This is a genomic window from Bradyrhizobium sp. AZCC 2176, assembly GCF_036924645.1.
Taxonomy (GTDB): Bacteria; Pseudomonadota; Alphaproteobacteria; order Rhizobiales; family Xanthobacteraceae; genus Bradyrhizobium.
The window spans coordinates 1,615,904-1,638,563 of sequence record NZ_JAZHRX010000001.1; the positions used below are offsets into that span (position 1 = coordinate 1,615,904).

24 protein-coding genes are annotated in these 22,660 nt (G+C 63.7%); 9 read left to right on the forward strand and 15 right to left on the reverse strand.

Going from position 1 to position 22,660, the window contains the following annotated elements; translation table 11 throughout:
* Window positions 1-3 precede the first annotated feature (3 nt).
* The 6 genes from V1288_RS07290 to V1288_RS07315 form a co-directional block, all read right to left on the reverse strand.
* Complete coding sequence (locus tag V1288_RS07290; protein ID WP_334356415.1) at window positions 4-738, reverse strand: SDR family NAD(P)-dependent oxidoreductase; 735 nt, start codon at window positions 736-738, stop codon at window positions 4-6.
* Window positions 739-786: 48 nt separating this feature from the next.
* Window positions 787-1,755, reverse strand: coding sequence for an NAD(P)H-dependent flavin oxidoreductase (locus tag V1288_RS07295; protein ID WP_334356416.1), 969 nt, complete (start codon window positions 1,753-1,755; stop codon window positions 787-789).
* A gap of 202 nt (window positions 1,756-1,957) precedes the next feature.
* The gene (locus tag V1288_RS07300; protein ID WP_334361223.1) at window positions 1,958-2,473 is read right to left on the reverse strand and encodes a hypothetical protein; all 516 of its coding nucleotides are present in this window, start codon (window positions 2,471-2,473) and stop codon (window positions 1,958-1,960) included.
* Window positions 2,474-2,585: 112 nt separating this feature from the next.
* A complete protein-coding gene (locus V1288_RS07305; protein ID WP_334361224.1) occupies window positions 2,586-3,167 on the reverse strand; it encodes a YqaA family protein in 582 nt (193 codons plus the stop codon).
* Between the two features lie 63 nt (window positions 3,168-3,230).
* On the reverse strand, window positions 3,231-3,713 hold the full coding sequence (gene hisE / locus V1288_RS07310) for a phosphoribosyl-ATP diphosphatase (RefSeq protein ID WP_334356417.1): 483 nt from the start codon (window positions 3,711-3,713) through the stop codon (window positions 3,231-3,233).
* 124 nt (window positions 3,714-3,837) lie between these two features.
* Complete coding sequence (locus tag V1288_RS07315) at window positions 3,838-4,263, reverse strand: hypothetical protein (protein ID WP_334356418.1); 426 nt, start codon at window positions 4,261-4,263, stop codon at window positions 3,838-3,840.
* Window positions 4,264-4,504: 241 nt separating this feature from the next.
* Between V1288_RS07315 and V1288_RS07320 the strand changes: the two genes are divergently transcribed.
* The 6 genes from V1288_RS07320 (at window position 4,505) to V1288_RS07345 (ending at window position 12,186) form a co-directional block, all read left to right on the forward strand.
* Window positions 4,505-5,593, forward strand: coding sequence for an ABC transporter substrate-binding protein (locus tag V1288_RS07320; RefSeq protein ID WP_442893920.1), 1,089 nt, complete (start codon window positions 4,505-4,507; stop codon window positions 5,591-5,593).
* Window positions 5,594-5,675: 82 nt separating this feature from the next.
* Entirely contained in the window at window positions 5,676-7,454 is a 1,779-nt protein-coding gene (locus V1288_RS07325; protein ID WP_334356419.1) for a glucan ABC transporter ATP-binding protein/ permease, read from the forward strand.
* Between the two features lie 212 nt (window positions 7,455-7,666).
* Window positions 7,667-9,085 carry a D-alanyl-D-alanine carboxypeptidase family protein gene (locus V1288_RS07330; RefSeq protein ID WP_334356420.1) on the forward strand — a complete coding sequence of 473 codons (1,419 nt, stop codon included), beginning with the start codon at window positions 7,667-7,669 and terminating at the stop codon, window positions 9,083-9,085.
* A gap of 176 nt (window positions 9,086-9,261) precedes the next feature.
* Window positions 9,262-10,944, forward strand: coding sequence for a long-chain fatty acid--CoA ligase (locus V1288_RS07335; protein WP_334356421.1), 1,683 nt, complete (start codon window positions 9,262-9,264; stop codon window positions 10,942-10,944).
* Window positions 10,945-10,962: 18 nt separating this feature from the next.
* Window positions 10,963-11,514, forward strand: a complete 552-nt coding sequence (locus V1288_RS07340; protein WP_334356422.1) for a DUF924 family protein — start codon at window positions 10,963-10,965, stop codon at window positions 11,512-11,514.
* 186 nt (window positions 11,515-11,700) lie between these two features.
* The gene (locus tag V1288_RS07345) at window positions 11,701-12,186 is read left to right on the forward strand and encodes a peroxiredoxin (RefSeq protein WP_057854710.1); all 486 of its coding nucleotides are present in this window, start codon (window positions 11,701-11,703) and stop codon (window positions 12,184-12,186) included.
* A 109-nt stretch (window positions 12,187-12,295) separates the two neighbouring features.
* On the opposite strand, the gene rnhA is transcribed toward V1288_RS07345, so the two are convergent.
* From rnhA to ispH, 3 genes are read right to left on the reverse strand one after another with little or no spacing between them, the layout of a single operon-like run.
* Window positions 12,296-12,769 carry a ribonuclease HI gene (gene rnhA, locus V1288_RS07350; RefSeq protein WP_334356423.1) on the reverse strand — a complete coding sequence of 158 codons (474 nt, stop codon included), beginning with the start codon at window positions 12,767-12,769 and terminating at the stop codon, window positions 12,296-12,298.
* Window positions 12,757-13,737: a homoserine kinase gene (locus V1288_RS07355; protein WP_334356424.1), complete on the reverse strand. Its 981-nt coding sequence runs from the start codon at window positions 13,735-13,737 to the stop codon at window positions 12,757-12,759. The genes rnhA and V1288_RS07355 overlap by 13 nt, the downstream gene beginning before the upstream one ends.
* Before the next feature lie 5 nt (window positions 13,738-13,742).
* Window positions 13,743-14,726, reverse strand: a complete 984-nt coding sequence (ispH, locus tag V1288_RS07360; RefSeq protein WP_334356425.1) for a 4-hydroxy-3-methylbut-2-enyl diphosphate reductase — start codon at window positions 14,724-14,726, stop codon at window positions 13,743-13,745.
* Between the two features lie 220 nt (window positions 14,727-14,946).
* On the opposite strand from ispH, the gene V1288_RS07365 reads away from it, so the two are divergent.
* Window positions 14,947-15,642, forward strand: a complete 696-nt coding sequence (locus V1288_RS07365) for a DUF1013 domain-containing protein (protein ID WP_334356426.1) — start codon at window positions 14,947-14,949, stop codon at window positions 15,640-15,642.
* Window positions 15,643-15,732: 90 nt separating this feature from the next.
* Here V1288_RS07365 and V1288_RS07370 read toward each other — a convergent pair whose 3' ends face one another.
* The 6 genes from V1288_RS07370 to V1288_RS07395 all read right to left on the reverse strand — a co-directional run bounded on the left by V1288_RS07370 (window position 15,733) and on the right by V1288_RS07395 (window position 20,068).
* On the reverse strand, window positions 15,733-15,993 hold the full coding sequence (locus V1288_RS07370) for a SemiSWEET transporter (protein WP_334356427.1): 261 nt from the start codon (window positions 15,991-15,993) through the stop codon (window positions 15,733-15,735).
* Window positions 15,994-16,056: 63 nt separating this feature from the next.
* Window positions 16,057-16,275 carry an alkylphosphonate utilization protein gene (locus V1288_RS07375; protein ID WP_334356428.1) on the reverse strand — a complete coding sequence of 73 codons (219 nt, stop codon included), beginning with the start codon at window positions 16,273-16,275 and terminating at the stop codon, window positions 16,057-16,059.
* A gap of 213 nt (window positions 16,276-16,488) precedes the next feature.
* Window positions 16,489-16,695 carry a DUF6494 family protein gene (locus V1288_RS07380; RefSeq protein WP_334356429.1) on the reverse strand — a complete coding sequence of 69 codons (207 nt, stop codon included), beginning with the start codon at window positions 16,693-16,695 and terminating at the stop codon, window positions 16,489-16,491.
* Window positions 16,696-16,708: 13 nt separating this feature from the next.
* Complete coding sequence (locus V1288_RS07385) at window positions 16,709-16,969, reverse strand: hypothetical protein (RefSeq protein WP_334361226.1); 261 nt, start codon at window positions 16,967-16,969, stop codon at window positions 16,709-16,711.
* 138 nt (window positions 16,970-17,107) lie between these two features.
* Entirely contained in the window at window positions 17,108-19,018 is a 1,911-nt protein-coding gene (locus tag V1288_RS07390; RefSeq protein WP_334356430.1) for a propionyl-CoA synthetase, read from the reverse strand.
* Window positions 19,019-19,303: 285 nt separating this feature from the next.
* A complete protein-coding gene (locus V1288_RS07395; RefSeq protein ID WP_442893921.1) occupies window positions 19,304-20,068 on the reverse strand; it encodes a tetratricopeptide repeat protein in 765 nt (254 codons plus the stop codon).
* Between the two features lie 213 nt (window positions 20,069-20,281).
* Here V1288_RS07395 and V1288_RS07400 point away from each other — a divergent pair, with 213 nt between their 5' ends.
* Window positions 20,282-21,052, forward strand: coding sequence for a hypothetical protein (locus tag V1288_RS07400; protein ID WP_334356431.1), 771 nt, complete (start codon window positions 20,282-20,284; stop codon window positions 21,050-21,052).
* Window positions 21,053-21,114: 62 nt separating this feature from the next.
* A complete protein-coding gene (locus V1288_RS07405) occupies window positions 21,115-22,659 on the forward strand; it encodes a cation:proton antiporter (protein ID WP_334356432.1) in 1,545 nt (514 codons plus the stop codon).
* The last annotated feature ends 1 nt before the right edge of the window (window position 22,660 follow it).

Genomic DNA, 22,660 nt, shown 5'->3' on the forward strand with positions numbered 1-22,660 from the left:
GCGTCAAATGAAGGCCATGCCGCCATTGAGGACGATGGTCTGTCCGGTCATGTAGCTGTTGCCGAGCACCATCGCGACGGCCTGCGCCACTTCCTCGGCCTGGCCCATGCGGCCGAGCGGGATGTTACGGGCCAGATCAGTCCGGCCGCCCATCATGTCGGTTGCGATCAGCGACGGCGCCACCGCGTTGACGGTGATGCCTTCCTTGACGAGCCGCGCCGCATAGCCGCGCGTCAGCCCCTCCATGCCGGCCTTGGAGGCGTTGTAGTGCACGCCGATGGCGCCGGCGCCGCGCGCCGCACCCGACGAGATGTTGACGATCCGGCCCCATTGGCGCGCGCGCATCGCGGGCAGCACCGCCTGCGTGCAGAGGAACGCCGATTTCAGGTTCACCGCGATGGTGCGGTCGAAATCATCCTCAGTGAGGTCGTCGACGCCGCGAACGATCGCGACGCCGGCATTGTTGACGAGAATGTCGATCGGGCCGAGCGCGTTGGTGACCTGCTCGACCAGACCGGCAACGGAAACGGCCTGCGCGACGTCGGCCGCAACCGCAATGGCGCGGCCGCCGCCGGCCTTGATCCGGGCGACGATCGTCTCGGCATCATCGACGCGCTCGCGGTAGTTGACTGCGACCGCGGCGCCTGATTCCGCAAGCGTCAGCGCAACCGCCGCGCCGATGCCGCGGGATGCGCCCGTCACCAGCGCGACATGCGCGCTCAGATCCTGTACGGCCATGCTCGATCCTCCGTCGTAGTTGCGACGGCGCGCCCCGCGCAGGACGCATCACAATGCGGGGTCGACCGCCTCATCATATTCTTGTCTGAACCGCGCGATCAATTCAGCGGCCGGCAAAACCTCGGCGACGCTGCCGACGCCCTGGCCGGAGCCCCAGATTTCCTTCCAGGCTTTCGGCTTGGCGCGCTCGCCGGAAGCATCAGTGCCGAAGCTCATTTTCGACGGATCAGAGGTCGGGAGGTTGTCGGGATCCATGCCGGCCGCGACGATCGACGGTTTCAGATAATTGCCGTGCACGCCGGTGAACAGGTTGGAATAGACGATATCTTCCGCAGTCGAGGTCGTGATCATCTGCTTGTAGCCCTCGACGGCGTTGGCCTCCCTGGTGGCGATGAAGGCGGAGCCGATATAGGCGAAGTCCGCGCCCAATATCCGCGCCGCGCGGATGGCACGGCCGTTGGCAATCGCCCCCGACAACGCGATCGGACCGTCGAACCAGGCGCGCGTCTCCGCCACGAAGGCCAGCGGCGAAATCTCGCCGGCATGTCCGCCGGCGCCAGCCGACACCAAAATCAATCCATCGGCGCCCTTCTCGACCGCCTTGTGCGCGAACTTCTGGTTGATCACGTCGTGAAAGACGATGCATCCCCAGCCATGCGCCGCCTGATTGAGTTCCTCGCGCGCGCCGAGCGAGGTGATCATCATCGGCACCTTGTGCTTCTCGCAGAGCGCCAGATCCTGATCGAGCCGGTTGTTCGACTTGTGCACGATTTGGTTGACCGCAAACGGCGCCGACGGCCGCTCGGGGTGCGCCTTGTCGTAAGCGGCGAGTTCTTCCTTGATCCGCGCCAGCCACTCGTCGAGCAGCGCCGGCGGGCGCGCGTTGAGCGCCGGGAACGAGCCGACCACACCCGCCTTGCATTGCGCAATCACGAGATCCGGCACGGAAATGATGAAGAGCGGCGCACCGATCACGGGTAGCGACAAACGGCCCTTGAACAAGGCAGGCATGGACATTCGAAACGATCCTTCAGTTTATTCCGGAGAGCAAGGCACGGTCCCAGGGATGCCAAACATCATACCAACAAGGCAATCTTTCCAGTGTCAAGTATTGCGTTTTCACGCTGGCGTGCGACGGCTTTTCCTCGAACTTCCACCCCAAGGTTTGTTTGAGCACGATCTTTTCCGGAAGCCGGTCCCGCGTCCGAAAGATGACGCGCTACTGGCAGAGCGCCCTCGTTACGTAATTTTCGGTCTTGCAGTCGCCCGGCTGGCGCTTGTAGCCCGGCAGGTACACTTTCGGCGAGCATTTCTCGGCCGCGTCGGTGTCGAGGCTCTTGCCTTCCTTGTAGCCATTGCTCTGGCACAGCCGGTCGGCGCCGGCTTTGCAGTCCGGCGCGCCGTTGGCCGCCACGAGACACGCTGCCCGCCCGCTCACCATGGCCGACGGCTTGGCGATATTCGACAGGCTCTGGCCGGCATCCCTGGTGCGCGCGTTGAAATCCTCGAAGGTCTCGCTCGGGCCCTTCAGCGGCGGCAGCAGCGCTTTGGATTTCTCGAACAGCTTTTCGATTTCGTTGATCAGTCCCGGATTTTCCTCGCGTCGCGGCGGCGCCGGTTCGATCTGCTGCGGCTCGGGCTGAGCCGGCGCCGGTTGCTGGGCCGGCGACTGCACGCCGAGCGAGGGCTGGGGCGCGGCCTGCGGCCAGGCAATTTCGGGAGCGATCGCCAGCATGGATGCAACGAGGCCCACGGTCGCGCGTTGCGTCCCGAATAGCTTGAATAAACGGCCGGTTCGATCGGACATGAGCAGAACGTAGCCTTAAGCCGGCATGCCGGCAAAGCGGCTAGACCAGCTTGAACGCGATGTAGAAGCCGAGCACCAGCACAACCGCGCCGATGGCCACCCACAGGCCGAGCCGCTTTTCCAGCTCGCTCCGGATCAGGTCGCCATAGCGGTTGAGCAGGACGGCGACCACGAAGAAGCGCCCGCCCCGCGCCACGATGGAGCACAGGATAAACAGCCAGATGTTATAGCCTGCGAAGCCCGAGGTGATGGTCACGAGCTTGTAGGGGATCGGCGTCAGGCCCTTCAGCAGGATGATCACCGCGCCCCATTCGGCATAGGAGGCCCGGAAGGTCTCGACCTTGTCACTGAGACCGTAGATGGTGATGAGCCAGTGCCCGATCGAATCGTAGAGCAGCGCGCCGATCGCGTATCCGACCACGCCGCCGGCCACGGAAGAGATCGTGCAGACGGTCGCGAACCACCATGCCTTCTTCGGCCGTGCCAGCGACATCGGCAGCAGCATGATGTCGGGCGGAATCGGGAAGAACGAGCTTTCCGCGAAGGATACGGCCGCCAGAATCCAGAGCGCATAGGGCTTGTCGGCGGCGTCGATGCACCAGTCGTAGGTCCGTTTGAGCATGCGCGCATGAACCATCATGCGGCAGATTTGTCCATGCCGGAAAAGGACGGAATTCGGGAAGAATTAGTGCCGTTTACGCGAGGAGCGGCCTTCCAGCGCGACAATTCGCCGCCGGACCGCAGGGGACGCCGTCGCCTTCGGCAAACTCTTGGGCAAAGTCTTGGGCAACGCCTTGGCAGGTAGCGCCTTGCTCGCCGGGGCCTTGGACATTAGGGCTTTGGGCATTTTGACCGCCGACTTCGGCAGCTTCTCGGCGATGCCGAGCAGATCCTCGCGGCGCTCCATTTCGCGCCAGACGTCCTCCGGCTTCACGCCGGCCGAAGCCCACAGGACGGTCAGGTTGTAAAGCAGGTCGGCGCTCTCGCGGACCACCGCCTCGGTCTTGCCGTTGACGGCGTCGATGACGACCTCGATGGCTTCCTCGGCGAGCTTCTTGGCCATCTTGGAGGGGCCGCGCTGAAACAGCCGGGCCGTTCGCGACGTGGCCGGATCGAGATCCCTGGCCGCGATGACAGCCTGATAAAGCCGCTCGAGCGAATCACTCATCCTGCAAACCTAATGCAAAGCCGTGGCAAGCGTGTTAACGGCCAGGCCTGCAACCAGAAAAAAATCCACCGGCCGAAGCGACCGGTGGATTCATCTTTAACGCCTGCTTTAACGGCGGTCACAATTACCAGTCGGCGAGAGGATGCCCGCGATAGTGGGGCACGCTCGATCGATAGTAACCGCCGCCATAGTAGGGGCCGCCTCCGTAATAGACCGGTCCGCCATAATACGCCGGCACCCCACCGTAGTAGCCGTAGCTGTCATAATAATAGTCGCGCCGGTTCTGGGCGGCCGCGATCGCAAGCCCCGTGCCGACGATGCCGGCAAAGGCCGCCGCTGCCGCGGCACCACCGCCGCCGCGATAATATCTGCGGCGCGCGCTGATATCGGTCGCGTCGCTGGTCCCGGCCGACGCCGCGACGCCCTTGCCTGAAGTCGCGGAGTCGGCGAAGGCCATCGACGGCTGGACAGCCGTCAGCGCCACCGCTGCGATCGTCGCCACCGCGCCGGCGCGGCCGATCGATGAAAACAAACCCTTTCGCGCAAACATCTCGACATCCTCCGTGGGAGCTGGCCCGACAGGCCTCAAATAGCTAACCACTGGGCGGATACTAGGTTCCCCAATCCGAACGGCGGCTGAACGATCTCTGGCAAAATCGTGGCAGTCATCGCCCGTTCAGGTTAGACGCTGCAGAATGGCTCGCCCAAGGGCGATTCATGCCGTTGGCGATGTCACGAAACAGTCATCGCCGGCGCGGCAACTTGTCCTACCTCGTGCTGATGTAACCTCGATGCGTGCTATCAGGACCAACGGCATCCGCTCCCGCCTGAGCGCTCTCTCGAGCGCTCTCTTGGCTTCCCTTGCCGGGCTGTGCGCGATTGCGGGCTTGATGGCGAGCAATGTGGTGGCCGCGGATGAGCCCCGGCCGCCGCTCGCGATCCAGTTTTCGCTCGATCGTCCGATCGATGCCGCAGCCGCGCCGTTCGTGATGGCCGCAGCCGGCGGCCTGTTCAGCGCGGAAGCGCTTGCGGTCACGATCAACATCGCCAGCGGATCGTCGGATGCGATTGCGCGCGTCGCGGCAGGCACCAGCGATTTCGCCCTCGTCGACATCAACGCTCTTATGCGGTTTCGCGACAAGGACAAGCAGGGCGGCCCCAGGATCAAGGCGGTGTTCATGCTCTCCAACAAGGCGCCCTATGCCATCATCGCCCGCAGGAGCCGCGGCGTCCGCGCGCTGACCGACATCGAGGGCAAGAATCTCGGCGTCGCCGAAGGCGACCTGTCGGTGCGGCTGTGGCCGGCGGTGGCACATCTGAACGGCATCAAGATCAAGAGCGTGAAACAGAGCAGCATCAGCGCCGCGGTGCGCGAGCCGATGCTGTCGGCAGGCCAGATCGATGCCGCGACCGGATTCTCCTATCTGTCCGCGATCAATCTGCGGGACCGCGGCGTGCCTGCCGATGATCTGGCGGTGCTGAAATTCGCCGACTATGGCTGCGAGGCCTATGGCTTCGCTGTTATCGTCAATCCGGCGCTGGCGGCCGCCAAGCCCGAGGCGGTGAAGGGCTTCGTGCGGGCCGTGATCGGCGGCCTGCATCAGACCATAAAGGACCCCGCGGGCGCCGCGGCCGAAGTCGCCAATCGCATGGACGGCGGCTCAAGGGACCTCGAACTCGAGCGCCTGCAAGCCATCCTGCGCGACAACATCCTGACCAGCGAGGTGAAACGCAACGGCATCGGCGCGATCGATCCGGCGCGCTTCGAGCGCTCGATCGACCAGGTCGCGGAAGATTTCAAGTTTCAGAAGCGCCCGCAGGCCTCCGACATCTTCGACGACCAGTTCCTGCCGCCGCTCAACGACCGTTTGATTAATTGATCCCGCTCTGGTTCTGAACCGCGATCCCTGATTAGAATGCGTCTCTGATCGCTTCCCCATTGCTGCCGAGTCGCTAAACCTGATGTCCATGCTGCGCCTTTACACTCGCGTCCTCGAGCTGCTCGGCAAGGAGGCGCGGCTGGGCTGGATTCTCGCCATCGCCAACCTGCTGCTGGCCGGCGCGCAATTCGCCGAGCCGGTGCTGTTCGGCAAGATCGTCGACGTGCTCTCGGGCAGGCCGCAGACCGGGCCGCTGGCTTCGAACTCGGCCTGGCCGCTGCTGGCGGCCTGGGTGGCGTTCGGCCTGTTCACCATCGGCTGCAGCGCCATTGTCGCGCTCCACGCCGACAAGCTGGCGCATCGCCAGCGTCAGGCGGTGCTGACGGATTACTTCGAACACATCATGCAGTTGCCGCTGACCTTCCACACCGGCACCCATTCCGGCCGGCTGATGAAGGTGATGCTGAACGGCACCGACTCGCTGTGGCGGCTTTGGCTCGCCTTCTTCCGCGAGCACTTTGCCGCCATCCTGTCGCTGGTGGTGCTGCTGCCGCTGGCGCTTTATATCAACTGGCGGCTGGCGATCCTGTTGTTCGTGCTGTGCGTGGTGTTCACCGTGCTGACGACGCTGGTGGTGCGCAAGACCTACGGCATGCAGAGCGAGGTCGAGGCGCAGTACAGCGATCTGTCCGCGCGCGCCTCCGACGCGCTCGGCAATGTCGCGCTGGTGCAGAGCTTCGTGCGGATCGACGCCGAAGTTCAGGGGTTGCGCTTCGTCGCCGACAAGCTGCTCGCCGCGCAGATGCCGGTGCTGGGCTGGTGGGCGCTAGTCACCGTCATCACCCGCGCCTCTACCACCATCACTGTGCTCGCGATCTTCACCGTCGGCATCTACCTGCACGCACAGGGACAGACGACGGTCGGCGAGATCGTGATGTTCGTGAGCTTCGCGACCATGCTGATCCAGAAGCTCGAACAGGTGGTGAGCTTCATCAACAGCGTGTTCATGGAGGCGCCGCGCTTGCAGGAATTCTTCGACGTGCTGGACGCAGTACCCGCGGTACGCGACCGGCCGGGCGCCATGGATACCGGGCGGCTTTCCGGCCTCGTCGAATTCCACGACGTCTCGTTTTCCTATGACGGCAAGCGGCCCGCGGTCGAAGACGTTTCGTTTACCGCTTTGCCCGGCCAGACCATCGCCCTGGTCGGCCCGACCGGCGCCGGCAAATCCACCGCAATCGCGCTGTTGCACCGCGCCTTCGATCCGCAATCCGGCATCATCAAGATTGACGGCATGGATATCCGCGGCCTGAAGCTGACCGCGCTGCGGCGGAACATCGGCGTCGTGTTCCAGGAGGCGCTGCTGTTCAACCGTTCGATCGCCGAGAACCTGCAGGTCGGCAAGCCGGACGCGACCGACGAGGAAATGCGCATTGCCGCGAGCCGCGCGCAGGCGCTCGAATTCATCGAACGCAGCGACAAGAAATTCGAGACCCATGCCGGCGAGCGCGGCCGCATGCTGTCCGGCGGCGAACGGCAACGGCTGTCGATCGCGCGCGCGCTGTTGAAAGACCCGCCGATCCTGATCCTCGACGAGGCGACCAGTGCGCTCGACGCCGTCACCGAGGCCAAGGTCAATGCGGCCCTCGACGAGGTCATGAAGGGCCGCACCACCTTTGTGATCGCGCACCGCCTTTCAACCATTCGCAACGCCACCCGTATCCTGGTGTTCGACAATGGCCGCGTGATCGAAAGCGGAACTTTTGATGAACTGGTGACCAAGGGCGGACGCTTTGCGGAACTCGCGAAGGCCCAGTTCATGGTGCAGGAGAATGCGCGCGCCGGAATCGAGGCCAAATAGGGCCTGCGTGAGCGCGATCACGGTTTGGGCATCGCCGAATTTGCGACGATTTCGTTCACCATTTAATCGCCCGGGCTCTGTTCTGGCCCGCCAAGCCGGTATAGGTTTGCGCCTGCCGCAAAGCGACGGCACCGGACACGCTTGAAACCCGATCGTTAGCTTCTCAAGGACCTCCTTTTCGAAGGCGGGTCTCAAAGGACCGGAACGGAAAAGTGCATTTTCTTCGCCTGCTGCCTCGCCATTCGTCGTTGAACTGGATCTTCCTCGTGGCGGCACTTGCCGTCGTGACGCCGCGCGCCGTGCACGCCGAAGCGTTGCTGGTCGTCGAAGCCGATACCGGCAAGGTCCTGCAGGCCGACAACGCCACCATGCCCTGGTATCCGGCATCGGTGACCAAGATCATGACGGCCTACGTCACGCTGAAGGCAGTGAAGGAAGGGCGTCTGTCGCTCGACACGCTGCTGACGGTGTCGCCGGTCGCAGCCTCGCAGTCGCCGTCCAAGATGGGTTTTCGTCCGGGCATTCAGGTCACCGTCGACAACGCGCTGAAGATGATGATGGTGAAATCGGCCAACGACATGGCCGTGGTGCTCGCCGAGGGCGTCGGCGGATCGGTCGACGGTTTCTCGGCGATGATGAACCAGACCGCCTCGAGGCTCGGCATGACGCAGACGAGCTACGTCAATCCGAACGGCCTGCCGGCGGACGGACAGATCACCTCCGCGCGCGATCTCGCGATCCTGGCGCGCGCCGTCATTCGCGACCTGCCGGAATACGAATACTTCATGCACATCCCCTCGATTCGCTACGGCCGCAGGGTGACGCCGAACTTCAACAAGCTGATCGGACGCTATCCGGGCGCCGACGGTTTCAAGACCGGCTTCATATGCGCTTCCGGCTACAATCTGGTCGCTTCCGCCACGCGCAACGGCAAGCGGCTGATTGCCGTCGTGCTCGGCGCTTCCTCGGGACAGGCGCGCGCGGTTCGCGCGGCGCAATTGCTGGAGCGTGGCTTCGGCGGCAACGGGCTGGGCTGGCTGAAGCCCGCGCTCGGCACCGTCGACAATCTGGTCCCGATCGATGCGACGCCGCCGAACCTGCGCGAGGAGATGTGCAACGGCAAGCGCAAGCGACCGGCCACCGACGAGGATGCCGACGTCGTCGCCGCCAATGGCAGCGCGTCGAGCGGCGAGACCGCGGTCACGTTCTTCACCGCCGGGCTGCAGCCGCCGATTGGCAAGCCCTCGGAATTGCTGGCTGCCGCGGCGGAGCCGTCCGAGCCTGTTCCGGTCTACACCGGCCCGACCAAGACCGGCCCTGCCTTGATCGCGGCCATTGCGGCTGAGGCCGAGAAGCAGACGCCGGCCAAGCGCGCCAAGAAATCGAAGATTGCAGCGAAGAAGCCTGACGCCGCGGCGCCCCAGGCTGAAGCCAGCGCGAAGCCGGCAGCCAAGCCTGCTGCGGTCAGGCATGCGAACGCCAGACCGGACGCTGCCGCCAAACCGGCTGCCTCGGCCGAAAAGAAGCCGGCCGCCGCCAAGCCGGTCGCCGCCGGAGACAAGCCCGCGCCGAAGCCGGCCAAGCCGAAGGCCGCCGCTAAACCCAAGGGCGAAACCAAGCCGGCTGGTTAACGGCCTGCGAAGCCCCTTAATCAGGCAGTTTTTCTACCGTTCGGCCGAACTATTCGAGATCGCTGAAATGCGTCGATAGCACGCAGCCGCTTGCCATCGGCGGCGGCATTCACAATACTGCCCAAAACAAGGCGTGCCCGGCCAAGAAACAGGGAAGCAACCAGAGGGGAGATACCATGGAGCGGATCTGGCTCAAGCAATATCCGGCCGGCGTGCCAGCCGATATCGACGTTACCCAATATTCGTCGCTGGTCGAGCTGTTGGAAGAAAGCTTTGCGAAGTTTGCCGACCGCAAGGCGTTCATCTGCATGGACAAGTCGATCAGCTACCGCGATCTCGACGATATGTCGGCCGCACTCGGCGCCTATCTGCAGAGCAAGGGCCTGCAAAAAGGCGCCCGCGTCGCGCTGATGATGCCGAACGTGCTGCAATATCCGGTCTCGACAGCGGCCGTGCTGCGTGCCGGCTATGCGGTGGTGAACGTCAACCCGCTCTACACCCCGCGCGAGCTCGAGCACCAGCTCAAGGATTCCGGTGCGGAAGCGATCGTCGTTCTGGAGAATTTCGCCACCACGGTGCAGCAGGTGATCGCGAAGACCGCGGTCAAGCATGTGATCGTCGGCAGCATGGGCGATCTCTTGGGCTTCAAGGGTGTGATCGTCAATCTGGTCGTGCGCAAGGTGAAGAAGATGGTGCCGGCCTGGTCGATCCCGGGTGCAGTCCCGTTCAACGAGGCGCTCGCCGCCGGCCGCAGCCTGAAACTGAACAAGCCGCAGCTCAACCGCGACGACGTCGCCTTCCTGCAATATACCGGCGGCACCACCGGCGTCTCGAAGGGCGCCACGCTGCTGCACAAGAACATCCTGGCCAACGTGCTGCAGAATGACGCCTGGCTGCAGCCGGCGCTGAAAAAACCGCCGATTGTCGACCAGATGGTCATCGTCTGCGCGCTGCCGCTTTATCACATCTTTGCACTGACCGCGTGCTACCTGCTGGGCGTGCGGGCCGGCGGCACTAATCTGCTGATTCCCAACCCCCGCGACATGGCTGGCTTCGTCAAGGAGTTGATGAAACACCAGGTCAGCTTTTTCCCGGCCGTCAACACGCTCTACAATGGCCTGTTAAACACGCCGGGCTTCGACAAGCTCGATTTCTCCAAGCTGAAGGTCTCCAACGGCGGCGGCATGGCGGTGCAAAGACCGGTCGCCGAGAAGTGGCTGAAGGTAACAGGCTGCCCGCTGGCGGAAGGCTATGGCCTGTCGGAAACCTCGCCGGCGCTGACCTGCAACCCCGCCGATACCGACAAGTTCTCCGGCTCGATCGGGATTCCCGTGCCCTCGACCTATATCTCGATCCGCGACGACGACGGCAAGGAAGTGCCGCTCGGCGAAGCCGGCGAGATCTGCGCCAAGGGCCCGCAGGTGATGGCCGGCTACTGGAATCGGCCGGAAGAGACCGCGAACGTGATGACCGCGGACGGCTTCTTCCGCACCGGCGACATCGGCGTGATGGACGAGCGCGGCTACACCAAGATCGTCGACCGCAAGAAGGACATGATCCTGGTCTCCGGCTTCAACGTCTATCCGAACGAGATCGAGGAAGTGATCGCGAGCCATCCGGGCGTGCTGGAATGCGCCGTGATCGGCGTCGCCGACTCGAAATCGGGCGAGGCGGTGAAAGCCTTCATCGTCAAGAAGGACCAAAACCTTTCGGCCGACGAAGTCATCAAGTATTGCGGCACCCAGCTCACCGCCTACAAGGTCCCCAAGCAGATCGAATTCAGGACCGACCTGCCCAAGACCAATGTCGGCAAGATCCTGCGCCGCGAACTGCGCGACGAAAAGAAGGCCGCGGCCTGAGGGGCATACGGGCCCCTCATGGTTGAAGCTTCCGTCACGCCGGCCGGGATTCTGACGTTCTGGCGTGACGCCGGCCCCGAGCGCTGGTACAGCCGCGACCACGCGTTCGATGCGGAGGTGCGCCGGCGCTTTTTCGGCCTGTGGCAGCGCGCGGCCGCCGGCGAGCTATCCTCATGGGAAGCCAGCGATGACGGTGCGGTGGCGCTGGTCATCGTGCTCGACCAGTTTCCCCGCAACATGTTCCGCGGCGACATCAGGACCTATGCCAGCGATGCCGAGGCGCGTGAGGCGGCGCATCGCGCCATCGATCGCGGCGTGGACGCGCGGATCGATCCCGCTTTACGTGAATTCCTCTATCTGCCGTTCATGCATTCGGAGCATCTCGCCGACCAGTTGCGCTGCATCGAATTGCAGCGCGCGGCCGGCCATACCGAAAGCCTGAAATGGGCCGAGCATCACGCCGAGATCATCCGGCGCTTCGGCCGCTTCCCTCACCGCAACCGCCTCCTGGGCCGCGCGACCACGCCAGAGGAGCAGGCCTTTCTGGACGAAGGCGGCTTTTCGCCGTGATGACGCAAGCGTGAACGGCCTTCACCGTTGCCGTTTCGAGCCTGACGAATATTGTGCCGGTCACCTGCCCGGTCTAGAGCATTCGCTCTAGATTCTTGTTCTGACGCGTTTTCTTCACGCGAACCGGTATCCACTTCGCTCGAAAACGCTATAAGACACCACCCGCTCATTGAGGGAGAACTGACGATGACGATCCAAGTTGGCGACAAGCTGCCGGAAGCCAAGTTTCGCGTGATGACGGCGGAAGGGCCGCAGGTCAAAACCACCGACGATATTTTCAAGGGCAAGAAGGTGGCGCTGTTCGCGGTGCCCGGCGCCTATACCGGCACCTGCCACAAGATGCACCTGCCCAGCATCTTCCTCAACGCCTATGCCATCAAGGACAAGGGCGTGAACACCATCGCCATCGTCTCCGTCAACGACGCCTTCGTCATGAACGCCTGGAAGCGCGACACCGACCAGCGCGACGAGGCGGTGTTCCTCGCCGACGGCAATGCCGATTTCACCAAGGCGATCGGCATGGAGCTCGACGCCTCCGGCAACGGGCTCGGCATCCGCTCCAAGCGCTACTCGATGCTGGTCGACGACGGCGTGGTGAAGAAGCTCAACCTCGAGCCCGCGCCCGGCAAGGTCGAGGTCTCCGGCGGCGACACGCTGCTGGGGCAGCTTTAAGAGTAAGCGCCTTCGCCTCAGGGAATTCGTCATGGCCGGGCTTGTCCCGGCCATGACGGCGAGATGGTGGGTTTCGCCGCGGCTCTCTATCCACCCTACGAATCCAGCCCTACTTCCCCACCCTCTCCTGCAGCCGCGCCATCGCGATACCGTCGCGTGCGAGTTGATCGGCGCGCTCGTTTTCAGCGTGGCCGGCGTGGCCCCTGATCCAGTGCCAGCGCACCTGGTGCGGCTTCAGCGCGGCGTCGAGACGCTGCCAGAGATCGACGTTCTTGACCGGCTTCTTGTCTGCGGTGCGCCAGCCGTTTTTCTTCCAGCCATGAATCCAGCCGGTGATGCCCTGGCGGACGTACTGGCTGTCGGTGGTGAGATCGACCACGCATGATTTCTTCAGCGCTTCCAGCGCCGAGATCGCCGCCATCAGTTCCATGCGGTTATTGGTGGTGTGCGTCTCGCCGCCCTTCAATTCCTTTTCGGTCTCGCCGAATTTCAGGATGGCGCCCCAGCCGCCGGGGCCGGGATTGCCCGAGCAGGCGCCGTCGGTGAAGACCGTCACGTGGGGCAGTTCGCTCAAGCGGCGCATCCTGATTGAGTCAAGCCGTAATCGCGCACGCTTCCGACGTTCTGGTGGAAGCGCAGCTTGCGGACGTATTCGAGCGGGTCCTTTGGCTTAACCAGCGCGCCCGGCGGCACGTTGAGAAAATCGACCAGCCGCGTCAGCAGGAAACGCAGCGCCGCGCCGCGCGCCAGCAGCGGCAACGCCTCCTGCTCGGCATCAGACAATTGGCGCTCGCGGCCATAGGCGTTGAGCAGTGCGCGGGCCTTGGTGACGTTGAAGGAATGATCCGCCTCGAAGCACCACGCGTTCAGGCAGATCGCGACGTCGTAGGCCAGCATGTCGTTGCAGGAAAACGGGAAGTCGATCAGTCCCGACAGTCTGTCGCCGAGGAAGAACACGTTGTCGGGAAACAGATCGGCATGGATGATGCCGGGAGGCAGATCTTTCGGCCAGCACGCTTCAAGGTGATCGAGCTCGCGCGCGATGAAGTCCTGCAAGCCGGGCGCGACGCTATCGGCACGCGGGGCTGCGAGATCGAACATTGGCCGCCAGCCCTCGACCGACAGCGGGTTCTTGCGGAACATCGGGAAGTCGCGCCCCGCCAGATGCATTTTGGCGAGCGCCTCGCCGACGCCGGCGCAGTGCGCGGCATTGGGCCGCCGCGGCCACATGCCTTCGAGAAAGTTGATGATCGCCGCGGGACGGCCCGCAAGCTCGCTATAGACTTCGCCCTTGCGATTGCGCGCCGGCTGCGGGCAGCGCACGCCGCGCTCGGCCAGATGCGCCATCAGCGACAGGAAATACGGCAAATCGTCTACTGCCACGCGCTTTTCATAGAGCGTGAGGATGAACGCGCCCTTGCTGGCATGCAGCAGGAAGTTGGAATTCTCGACGCCCTCGGCAATGCCCTTGTAGGAGAGCAAGTCGCCGATGTCGTAGCCTTTCAGGAACTCCGCGAGGTCTTCGGCGGCGACGTCGGTGTAAACCGCCATCGCGACTACTCGGCGGCAGCTTCGGGCCGCAGCGAACGCGGCAGCGGGAAGAACTCGTTCTCCTCCGCGGCCGACACCGTCTCCACATGCAATTCGAAGCGCTCGGCGAAGGCGCCCATGATTTCCTCGACGATCACTTCCGGCGCGGACGCGCCCGCCGTGATGCCGAGGCTCTTGATGCCCTCGAAGCGCGACCAGTCGAGATCCGAGGCACGCTGCGCCAGCACCGAGACCGGGCAGCCCTCGCGCTCGGCGACTTCGCGCAGGCGCTGCGAGTTCGACGAGTTCGGCGCGCCGACCACGATCAGCGCATCGACCACCGGCGCCACCTTCTTGACCGCGAGCTGGCGGTTGGTGGTGGCGTAGCAGATGTCTTCCTTGTGCGGCCCGTTGATGTTCGGAAAACGCTCCTTGAGCAGCGCAACGATCTCCGCGGTGTCGTCGATCGACAGCGTCGTCTGGGTCACGAAAGCGAGGTTGTTGGGATCCTTCGGCGTGAACGTCTTGGCGTCTTCCGCGGTCTCGATCAACGTCACTGCGCCGGCCGGCAACTGGCCGAGCGTGCCGACCACCTCGGGGTGGTGGGAATGCCCGATCAGCAGGATTTCGCGGCCGCGCTTGAAATGGATCGCCGCCTCGCGGTGCACCTTCGTGACCAGCGGGCAGGTCGCATCCAGCGAGAAGAAATTGCGGGCACGGGCATCGGCCGGAACCGATTTGGGAACCCCATGGGCCGAGAACACCACGGGGGCGTTGGTATTGTCGGGGATTTCGGCGAGTTCCTCGACGAAGATCGCGCCCTTGGTCTTCAGGCTGTCGACCACGTAGCGGTTATGCACGATTTCGTGACGGACATAGACCGGGGCCCCGTAGATGGCGAGCGCCCGCTCCACGGTGTCGATGGCCCGCACCACCCCGGCGCAAAAGCCCCGGGGGGAACAAAGCACGATTCTGAGGTCCGGTTTCGCTGGCGTCGACACAGAGGGCATGGGGCTATCTCGGGGACCGAATCACCCCTAGCCGGCGGGCTGGGAACGGCCAATTCGTATAAGGACTTGGGACTGCTTTCAGGCTCTGTCAAGGCACTTTAGCAGACCATTGCGCCAAAGGGGTTGGAAGGCGTATATAGCCCCCTAATTCCCGTCATCACCGATGACCACAGGCTTCGCCTCCAAAAAAGGGGTGGGCGAGGCACAAAGGAGATTTGCCATGAGCAATGCACCGCTGATGCCCAAGGCGACGGCCGTGTGGCTGGTTGATAACACCGCGCTGACCTTCGACCAGGTGGCTGATTTCACCAAAATGCACCCCCTCGAGGTCCGCGCCATCGCCGACGGCGATGCCGCCCAGGGCATCAAGGGCATGGACCCGATTTCGACCGGCCAATTGACCCGTGACGAGATCGAAAAGGGTGAAAAAGACCCGAATTACCGTCTCAAGCTCGGCGAGAGCAAGGTTGTGCTGCCGCCGGCCGCCAAGAAGAAGGGCCCGCGCTATACCCCGGTGTCGCGCCGCCACGAGCGGCCGAGCGCGATCCTGTGGCTGGTCCGCAACCACCCGGAGCTGAAGGACGCGCAGATCATGCGCCTGGTCGGCACCACCAAGACCACCATCGCAAGCGTCCGCGACCGCACCCATTGGAACGCCTCGACGCTGACCCCGATGGACCCGGTGACGCTCGGCCTGTGCTCGCAGATCGAGCTCGATTTCGAGGTGCAGCGCGCAGCCAAGGAAAAGCCGGTGCCAGCGGCCTACGGCGGCGCCACCCTGCTGCCGGCCTCCGAAACCACCAAGAAGGAGCCGGAATTCGAGCCGAGCGAGAGGAAGGAAGACGATCTCAATGTCGACGCCGTGTTCGCCAAACTCAAGACGATCGGCGGCAAGAAGCAGGACGACGAGGAGTAAGGTTATCGGCTACGGCTGATGCCGAACGCGGCGGGGCAACCTGCCGCGTTTTTGTTTGCGGGGTGAACACGGCGGGCCGGCAAACGCGCCTCAACCGTACTTCAGCTTCATGAACAGGATTCCGCCGGCCAGGACGATCGTAACCGCATTCGCGACGATCAGCGGCGCATCTCCGGAAAGCAGGCCGTACAACAGCCACAGCAGGATGCCGAGCACCATGACGAGGAACATTCCAAGCGAAATGTCGTCGGTGGAGCGGGTTCTCCAGACTTTCACGAACTGCGGTGCGTAAGCGAGGGTCGTGCACGTTGCGGCCGCAAACCCCAGCAACTTGATGGCAAGTTGTTCCATGGCGGTCTTATAGCATCGATTCGAAGGTGGATTGCGAGGGACAACGGTGTGAGCTGCTACGACTCACGCCTTCTTCAAAAACTCGGTGCGCAGCACCAGGCCCTTGACCTTGTCGGTGCGGCCTTCGATCTCGTCGGGATCGTCGGTGAGATGGATGTTCTTGATCACGGTGCCGCGCTTGAGCACGGTGGACGAGCCCTTCAGCTTCAAATCCTTGATCAACGTAACGGTGTCGCCCTCGGCGAGCAGTGCGCCGTTGGAATCCCTGACCTTGATATCCATGTGATGCTTTCTTCTGCAATGTTCGCAAGACGCTCGCTTCTTCCTTCTCGCCTTGTGGGAGAAGGTGCTCATCGCGGGAGCGAAGGCGGATGAGTCTCTACCCGCGGAGACAGATCCCTCCCGTCTCAATCGCGCTTCCGGCGCGATTGATCCACCCCAAGAGCGAGCTTCGCCCGTCTCGCACCCACAAGGGGAGAGGGGACGAGACCCTCCTTAGCCCAATTCGATCTCGTCGTCGATCTCATGCGAGAGGCCAACGCCGCCGATGGTCAGAACCATCTTGGCCTGCAGCTTCTCATGGCCCTTCAGCGTGCCGGCCTCGATGGCGTCGCGCACGGCTTTTTCGATCTCGCGCTGCGAGGTGATGCCGACCTTTTTCAGAAACTTGCGCAGGCTGGCGTTGAAGACATCTTCATTCATGATGGCCTCCTCGTTACGGCCTGGTCGGATTATTCAGCATTTGCTCGGCGAGGTTTCGCTGGGCGCGGTCGGCCCGGGCGTTGGCATTGCCGCGCTGCACGTCGCGGTTCTTGCGGCAAATGACGTAATCATTCGAGCCCACCGCGACATTGTTGGCGCGGCAGAACGCATCGTCGTCGGCGCTGGTATCGGCCATGGTCGGCTGGCCGCGTTCGAGGCAACCGGTGAGAAGCGGCGCGATGAGGAGGAATGCGAGTCGCAAGTTACGTCGCATGCTCTGTCCCTTCCAGTTTTCGTCATTGCCGAGAGCCTGTCCCTGACCTGATCGGGGATGACCCGGCAATCCATCGAAAAGATGGCAGCCTGCTTTGACGAGGATGGATGCCCGGGTCAAGGCCGGCATGAGGAACAATCATATCCTGCCTTTCAGCGCGTCGCCGATTTCATCGAGCACCTTCGGGTCCTCGATGGTCGCCGGCATGCTCCAGCTCTCGCCGTCGGCGATCTTCTTGATGGTGCCGCGCAGGATTTTCCCGGAACGCGTCTTCGGCAATCGGCCGACGGTGATCGCGAGCTTGAAAGCCGCGACGGGGCCGAGCTTGTCGCGCACCAGCGCCACGATCTCCCTTTCGATCTCGGCCGGCTGGCGCGAGACGCCGGCCTTCAGCACCAGGAAGCCGCAGGGCACTTCGCCCTTGATGGCGTCCTTGATCCCGAGGACGGCGCATTCGGCGACGTCGGGATGCGAGGCCAGAATTTCCTCCATGCCGCCAGTGGAGAGCCGATGACCGGCGACGTTGATGATGTCGTCGGTGCGGCCCATCACCCAGACATAGCCGTCGTCATCCTTGTAGCCGGCGTCCGAGGTCTTGTAGTAGCCGGGAAACTCGGTGAGGTAGGCTTCCTTGAAGCGCGCTTCCTGTTGCCACAGCGTCGGCAGGCAGGCCGGCGGCATCGGCAACTTGATCACGATCGAGCCCATGGTGCCCGCGGGCACCGGCCTGGATGCCTCGTCGACGACGTCGACCTGATAGCCCGGCATCGGCACCGTCGGCGAACCGTGCTTGACCGGCAGCATGCCCAGCCCCACCGGATTGCCGGCGATGCACCAGCCGGTTTCGGTCTGCCACCAGTGATCGATTACCGGCACCTTCAACTGCGCTTCCGCCCAGTCCACCGTCGGCGGATCGGCGCGTTCGCCGGCCAGGAACAGCGTGCGGAATTTCGACAGATCGTATTTCCGGATGAATGCGCCGTCGGGATCTTCCTTGCGGATGGCGCGGAAAGCGGTCGGCGCGGTGAACAGGGCGACCGCCTCGTGCTCTGATATCACGCGCCAGAACGCGCCGGCATCCGGCGTGCCGATCGGCTTGCCCTCATACATGATCGAAGTGGCGCCGTGAATCAGCGGGCCGTAAACGATATAGCTGTGGCCGACCACCCAGCCGATGTCGGAGCCGCACCACCAGACCTCGCCGGGCCTGACGCCGTAGAGGTTGAACATCGACCATTTCAGCGCGACCAGATGCCCGCCATTGTCACGCACCACGCCCTTCGGGATGCCCGTCGTGCCGGATGTGTAGAGAATATAGAGCGGATCGGTTGCCAGCACCGGCGTGCACGGCGCGGACTTGCCGGCCGCGAGCGCCGCGCTGCGCAACGCGGCCCAGTCGTGATCGCGGCCGGGCGTGAGTTCGCAAGCCCGCTGCGGCCGTTGCAGGATGATGCAGCCTTCCGGCTTCACACTTGAAAGCTTGATCGCCTCGTCGAGCAGCGGCTTGTATTGCACGATGCGGCCGGGCTCGATGCCGCAGCTCGCCGAAAAAATCAGCTTCGGCTTGGCGTCCTCGATCCGTGTCGCGAGCTCTTTCGCGGCAAAACCGCCGAACACCACCGAATGCACCGCGCCGATCCGCGCGCAGGCCAGCATGGCAAACACCGCTTCAGGCACCAGCGGCATATAGAGGATGACGCGGTCGCCCTTGGCGACGCCGAAATCGGCCATCACGGCGGCGAGCGTCTGCACCTCCTTGAGCATCTCGGCATAGGTGAATTTCGAGATTGAATCGGTAAGCGGCGAATCGTGGATCAGCGCCACCTGCTCGGCGCGTCCGCCCGCGACATGGCGGTCGAGCGCGTTGTAGCAGGTGTTGACGACGGCACCGGCAAACCAGCGGCCATACGCGCCCATCGCGGGATCGAATATCTTTTTCGCCGGTTCGATCCAGTCGATCTCGCGCGCGGCCTCGGCCCAAAACCCTTCCGGATCGGCCAGCGACCGGGCATGGACCTCGTGATAGCGGCTTTTGTCTCGGATGTTCATGGCGCACTCCCCGCTAGCCTGCCTGTGTCGTCATGCCTGGCTTGTCCCGGGCATCCACGTCCTTGCTTCACCTCGAAACTGGCGAGGCGTGGATGGCCGGGACAAGCCTGGCCATGACGGCTGGGCAAGCATTTATTTCAGGCATTGTCACGGGAAGTTGCGCCAGATCAAGCCGGGAATGACTTGACCGTTCGATTAAGCTCTACTGCCGAGCGATGGTATTGAACTTCTCACCGACAGCCATCGCGCCGCGCTGGCGTATCCCCTCATCGGGCCGAAAACGGCCTAGTATCCATCGATTCCGTTAATCTGTTGCAGGCGGTCGCGCATCGCTTTTTTCAGATCGTAGCCGGGCCGGCCGTATTCCGCATTGCGCCGGGCAAGGTAGTCCTGCTGCTCTCGGCGCAGCTTGCGCGCCTGTTGCGGGGTCCTCTTCTCGGCGGCCGCCCGGACAAACGAGCCTTGGACCTCCCGATCGAGGTCGGCAAGTTCGGGATCGGCGCAAATCGCCTTCTCCACTTTGCGGCGCGCGGTCGCGCAATTGAAGCTCGGCTTGCCGGCGACCGCCTTCAGCACGCCCTGCCGCTCCGCCTCCTGCGCTAGCGCCCGGTGGTTGGCTCTGGCGGTGACGTGGTCGGGGTTCAGCTTGATCGCCGCGGCAAAATCCGCCACCGCCTTGGGCAGGTCGCCCTTCCTGCGCCAGAGTTCGCCGCGCGCGTTATGAACATCGGCGAGCGCCGGATCGAGCCGTAACACGCCGTCGTAGTCGGCGATGGCGCGGTCGATCATGTCCTTGCGCTCGTAGGCGGTGGCGCGCGCGATCAGCGCCTTGATGCGGTCGGCCTTTTCGGTCTTTGCATTGTCGATCAGCGCGCCGCAGGTACTCACCGTCCTGTCGTGATCTTGCGCAAGGGCGGCGGCAAGACAGGGCGCAGGATCGACCCGCAAATCCTTTGCTAGCTCGGTCCCGGTCGCCGACGCATCATGCGCAAACGCCATCCACAGCAGAGAGGCCGCGACCAGGCTGCGGATATCGGGATTGCCTCGCATCAATTGATCCGGAAAAGCGCTATCGATTGCTACGCGATCCTAGCAAGCGACCTGCGTTTTCGACAAGCCGCCTGCAAATTTCCTGTTCGCACGAGAACGGATTTTGGCCGAAACGTGACCTGCGGGAAACGTAATCCTCTTCACAGACGGAAGAATACGATCCGTGAGAAAATCTGCTGTGAACCTTTTGCAGTTCTCGCGGACTCAACAACCATGACCACATTAACCGACTTCAATCCGCCGCGCGCCATCGCGCAATCCCAAACCGGCTACTTTTACTTCTACATGGCGCTGGCCTGCACGGCCGTTGCCTTTCTCGGCTTCGCGCCGACCTACTGGCTGCCGCTGGCGAAGCGGTCGTTTTCGGCTTCGCCGGTCGTGCATTTTCACGGGCTGCTGTTTTTCGCCTGGTTGCTCTATTTCGCATTCCAGAGCTGGCTGGCCGCGTCAGGCAAGGTCGCCCGGCACCGCACCATCGGCATGATCGGCGTCTCGCTGGCTACCGCGATGACGATCTTCGGCTTCCTGGTCGCGGTCAACGCGATGAAGCGCTCGGCGGCGGCGGGACTGACCGACGACGGAATCGCGTTTGCGATTGTTCCGCTCAGCGGAATTCTGTTCTTTGCCGTGGTTTTTGCGCTCGCCATTGCGGCCATCCGCAAGCCTGAAACGCACAAGCGGCTGATGCTGCTGGCCAGCATCTCGCTGTTGGACGCCGCGGTCGCGCGCTGGTTTCTCACCTTCCTGGCGCCTCCCGGACCGCTTGGTCCGCCCCCGGTGCCGGTGACCATCCCGCCCGCCTTTGTCGCCTATCTCCTGCTGGTCGCCGCCATGGTTTTCGACTGGCGCACACGCGGCCGGCCGCATCCGGTCTATGTCTACGGCGGCATTGCGCTGATCGCGGTCAAGCTCCTGAACTGGCCGATCAGTGCCACGCCGCTCTGGCATTCCTTCGCGGGCGGCATATTGGCGATGGCGCAGTAGACTTGCCGGTTTTGGTGCTAGATTGATGGCGACATCGATCTCGGCTGGCAGGAAGCCCGGATTTGCTGACATTCGAATGGATCATCGGGCTGCTGCTTGGCGCGGTGCTGCTGTCCGCGCTGGCGCGGCGGCTCAAGGTGCCGTATCCGACATTTCTTGCGATCGGCGGCATGTTACTGGCGTTCGTGCCGTCGGGTCCATCGTGGACGCTGCAGCCTGATCTGGCACTGGCGCTGTTCGTGGCGCCGATATTGCTGGATGCGGCTTTCGATACCTCGCTGCGCGACCTCCGGAACAACTGGCTGCCGGTCTCGACGCTGGTGCTGGTCGCGGTTGGGGTCACGACTGCCGCCGTCGCGGCGGTCGCGCACTGGCTTCGCCCGGACATGCCATGGGCGGTCGCGATCGCGCTCGGCGCCATCGTGGCACCGCCCGACGCCGCGGCGGCCACCGCGATCCTGCGTCAGGTCAACCTGCCCTACCGTATCCAGAAGATCCTCGAGGGCGAAAGCCTGCTCAACGATGCCAGCGCACTCCTGATCTACCGCGTCGCGGTCGGCCTGGTTGCCGCCGAGCACATGAAGGTGCGCGAGTTCGTGCCGTCCGTTGCGCTGGCGCTGTTCGGAAGCCTCATTGCCGGCTTCCTGTTCGCGCGGGTCTGGACGCAGATCACGCGCCGCATCACCGAGGCGCCGAGCGCAATCATCACGCAGTTCGCCGGCACGTTCATGGTGTGGATCGTCGCCGAGCATATCGGGCTGTCCGGCATTCTCACCATCGTCGCCTATGCGATCACGATCGCCCGCACCGCGCCCGAGCGTACCCCGGCGCGGCTGCGCGTGGCCTCCTATGCGGTGTGGGAAACCGTCGTGTTCGTGCTCAACGTGCTGGCGTTCATTCTGATCGGCATGCAGCTCAATCCGATCTGGTCCGGGCTCAACGACGAAGTGCGGTTCAGGTATTGCAGCTTTGCCGCCGCGATCCTCGCCGTCGTGATCCTCGCCCGCATCGCCTGGGTGATGCCCTATGGCGCCTTCCTGCGCGCCTTGAACGCCTACGGCCTGCTTCCGCCGCATGTATCTTCCGCCGTACCGACGGTAGAACGCGGCATCATCGTGTCGTGGTGCGGGATGCGCGGCATCGTCACACTGGCGGCCGCGTTCGCGTTGCCCGAGAGCTTCCCGTATCGCGATCTCATCCTGCTGACGGCCTTTGCCGTGGTGCTGGGGTCGCTCTTGATCCAGGGCCTGACGCTGCGGCCGGTGATCCTCGCGCTGAAATTCGAGGAGGACGATCCGGTCGCGCGCGAGGCCGCTCATGCCCGCTGCATCGCCTATCGCGCCGCACTCAAGGCGATCGACTCCGATCCATCCGAGGAGGCCGAGATCCTGCGGCTCGAATACCGCGCCGTGCTACTGCGTGCCGAGAGCGAACCCGACGTCGGCATCGCGACCAGCGAACTGCCGGCCGATCCGCTGCGCCGCCGCGCCATCGGCGCGGCGCGAGAGGCGCTGTTGAGGATGCGTCATTTCGACGAGATCGGCGACGACGCCTTCCACCAGGTGGAAGAAGAGCTCGACCGCGCCGAACTGAGTGCACAGGCATAAC

Bases quoted from the DNA above. Each gene is read 5' to 3' on its own strand.
- V1288_RS07390 (WP_334356430.1), bottom strand. From the start codon at position 19,018: ATGAACATCCGAGACAAAAGCCGCTATCACGAGGTCCATGCCCGGTCG.
- V1288_RS07355 (WP_334356424.1), bottom strand. From the start codon at position 13,737: ATGGCGGTTTACACCGACGTCGCCGCCGAAGACCTCGCGGAGTTCCTG.
- V1288_RS07290 (WP_334356415.1), bottom strand. From the start codon at position 738: ATGGCCGTACAGGATCTGAGCGCGCATGTCGCGCTGGTGACGGGCGCA.
- V1288_RS07370 (WP_334356427.1), bottom strand. From the start codon at position 15,993: ATGGAACAACTTGCCATCAAGTTGCTGGGGTTTGCGGCCGCAACGTGC.
- V1288_RS07345 (WP_057854710.1), top strand. From the start codon at position 11,701: ATGACGATCCAAGTTGGCGACAAGCTGCCGGAAGCCAAGTTTCGCGTG.
- V1288_RS07340 (WP_334356422.1), top strand. From the start codon at position 10,963: ATGGTTGAAGCTTCCGTCACGCCGGCCGGGATTCTGACGTTCTGGCGT.
- V1288_RS07380 (WP_334356429.1), bottom strand. From the start codon at position 16,695: ATGAATGAAGATGTCTTCAACGCCAGCCTGCGCAAGTTTCTGAAAAAG.
- ispH (WP_334356425.1), bottom strand. From the start codon at position 14,726: ATGCCCTCTGTGTCGACGCCAGCGAAACCGGACCTCAGAATCGTGCTT.
- V1288_RS07375 (WP_334356428.1), bottom strand. From the start codon at position 16,275: ATGGATATCAAGGTCAGGGATTCCAACGGCGCACTGCTCGCCGAGGGC.
- rnhA (WP_334356423.1), bottom strand. From the start codon at position 12,769: ATGCGCCGCTTGAGCGAACTGCCCCACGTGACGGTCTTCACCGACGGC.
- V1288_RS07325 (WP_334356419.1), top strand. From the start codon at position 5,676: ATGTCCATGCTGCGCCTTTACACTCGCGTCCTCGAGCTGCTCGGCAAG.
- V1288_RS07400 (WP_334356431.1), top strand. From the start codon at position 20,282: ATGACCACATTAACCGACTTCAATCCGCCGCGCGCCATCGCGCAATCC.
- V1288_RS07320 (WP_442893920.1), top strand. From the start codon at position 4,505: ATGCGTGCTATCAGGACCAACGGCATCCGCTCCCGCCTGAGCGCTCTC.
- V1288_RS07395 (WP_442893921.1), bottom strand. From the start codon at position 20,068: ATGCGAGGCAATCCCGATATCCGCAGCCTGGTCGCGGCCTCTCTGCTG.
- V1288_RS07295 (WP_334356416.1), bottom strand. From the start codon at position 1,755: ATGTCCATGCCTGCCTTGTTCAAGGGCCGTTTGTCGCTACCCGTGATC.
- V1288_RS07315 (WP_334356418.1), bottom strand. From the start codon at position 4,263: ATGTTTGCGCGAAAGGGTTTGTTTTCATCGATCGGCCGCGCCGGCGCG.
- V1288_RS07300 (WP_334361223.1), bottom strand. From the start codon at position 2,473: ATGCTGGCGATCGCTCCCGAAATTGCCTGGCCGCAGGCCGCGCCCCAG.
- V1288_RS07305 (WP_334361224.1), bottom strand. From the start codon at position 3,167: ATGCTCAAACGGACCTACGACTGGTGCATCGACGCCGCCGACAAGCCC.
- hisE (WP_334356417.1), bottom strand. From the start codon at position 3,713: ATGAGTGATTCGCTCGAGCGGCTTTATCAGGCTGTCATCGCGGCCAGG.
- V1288_RS07335 (WP_334356421.1), top strand. From the start codon at position 9,262: ATGGAGCGGATCTGGCTCAAGCAATATCCGGCCGGCGTGCCAGCCGAT.
- V1288_RS07365 (WP_334356426.1), top strand. From the start codon at position 14,947: ATGAGCAATGCACCGCTGATGCCCAAGGCGACGGCCGTGTGGCTGGTT.
- V1288_RS07385 (WP_334361226.1), bottom strand. From the start codon at position 16,969: ATGCGACGTAACTTGCGACTCGCATTCCTCCTCATCGCGCCGCTTCTC.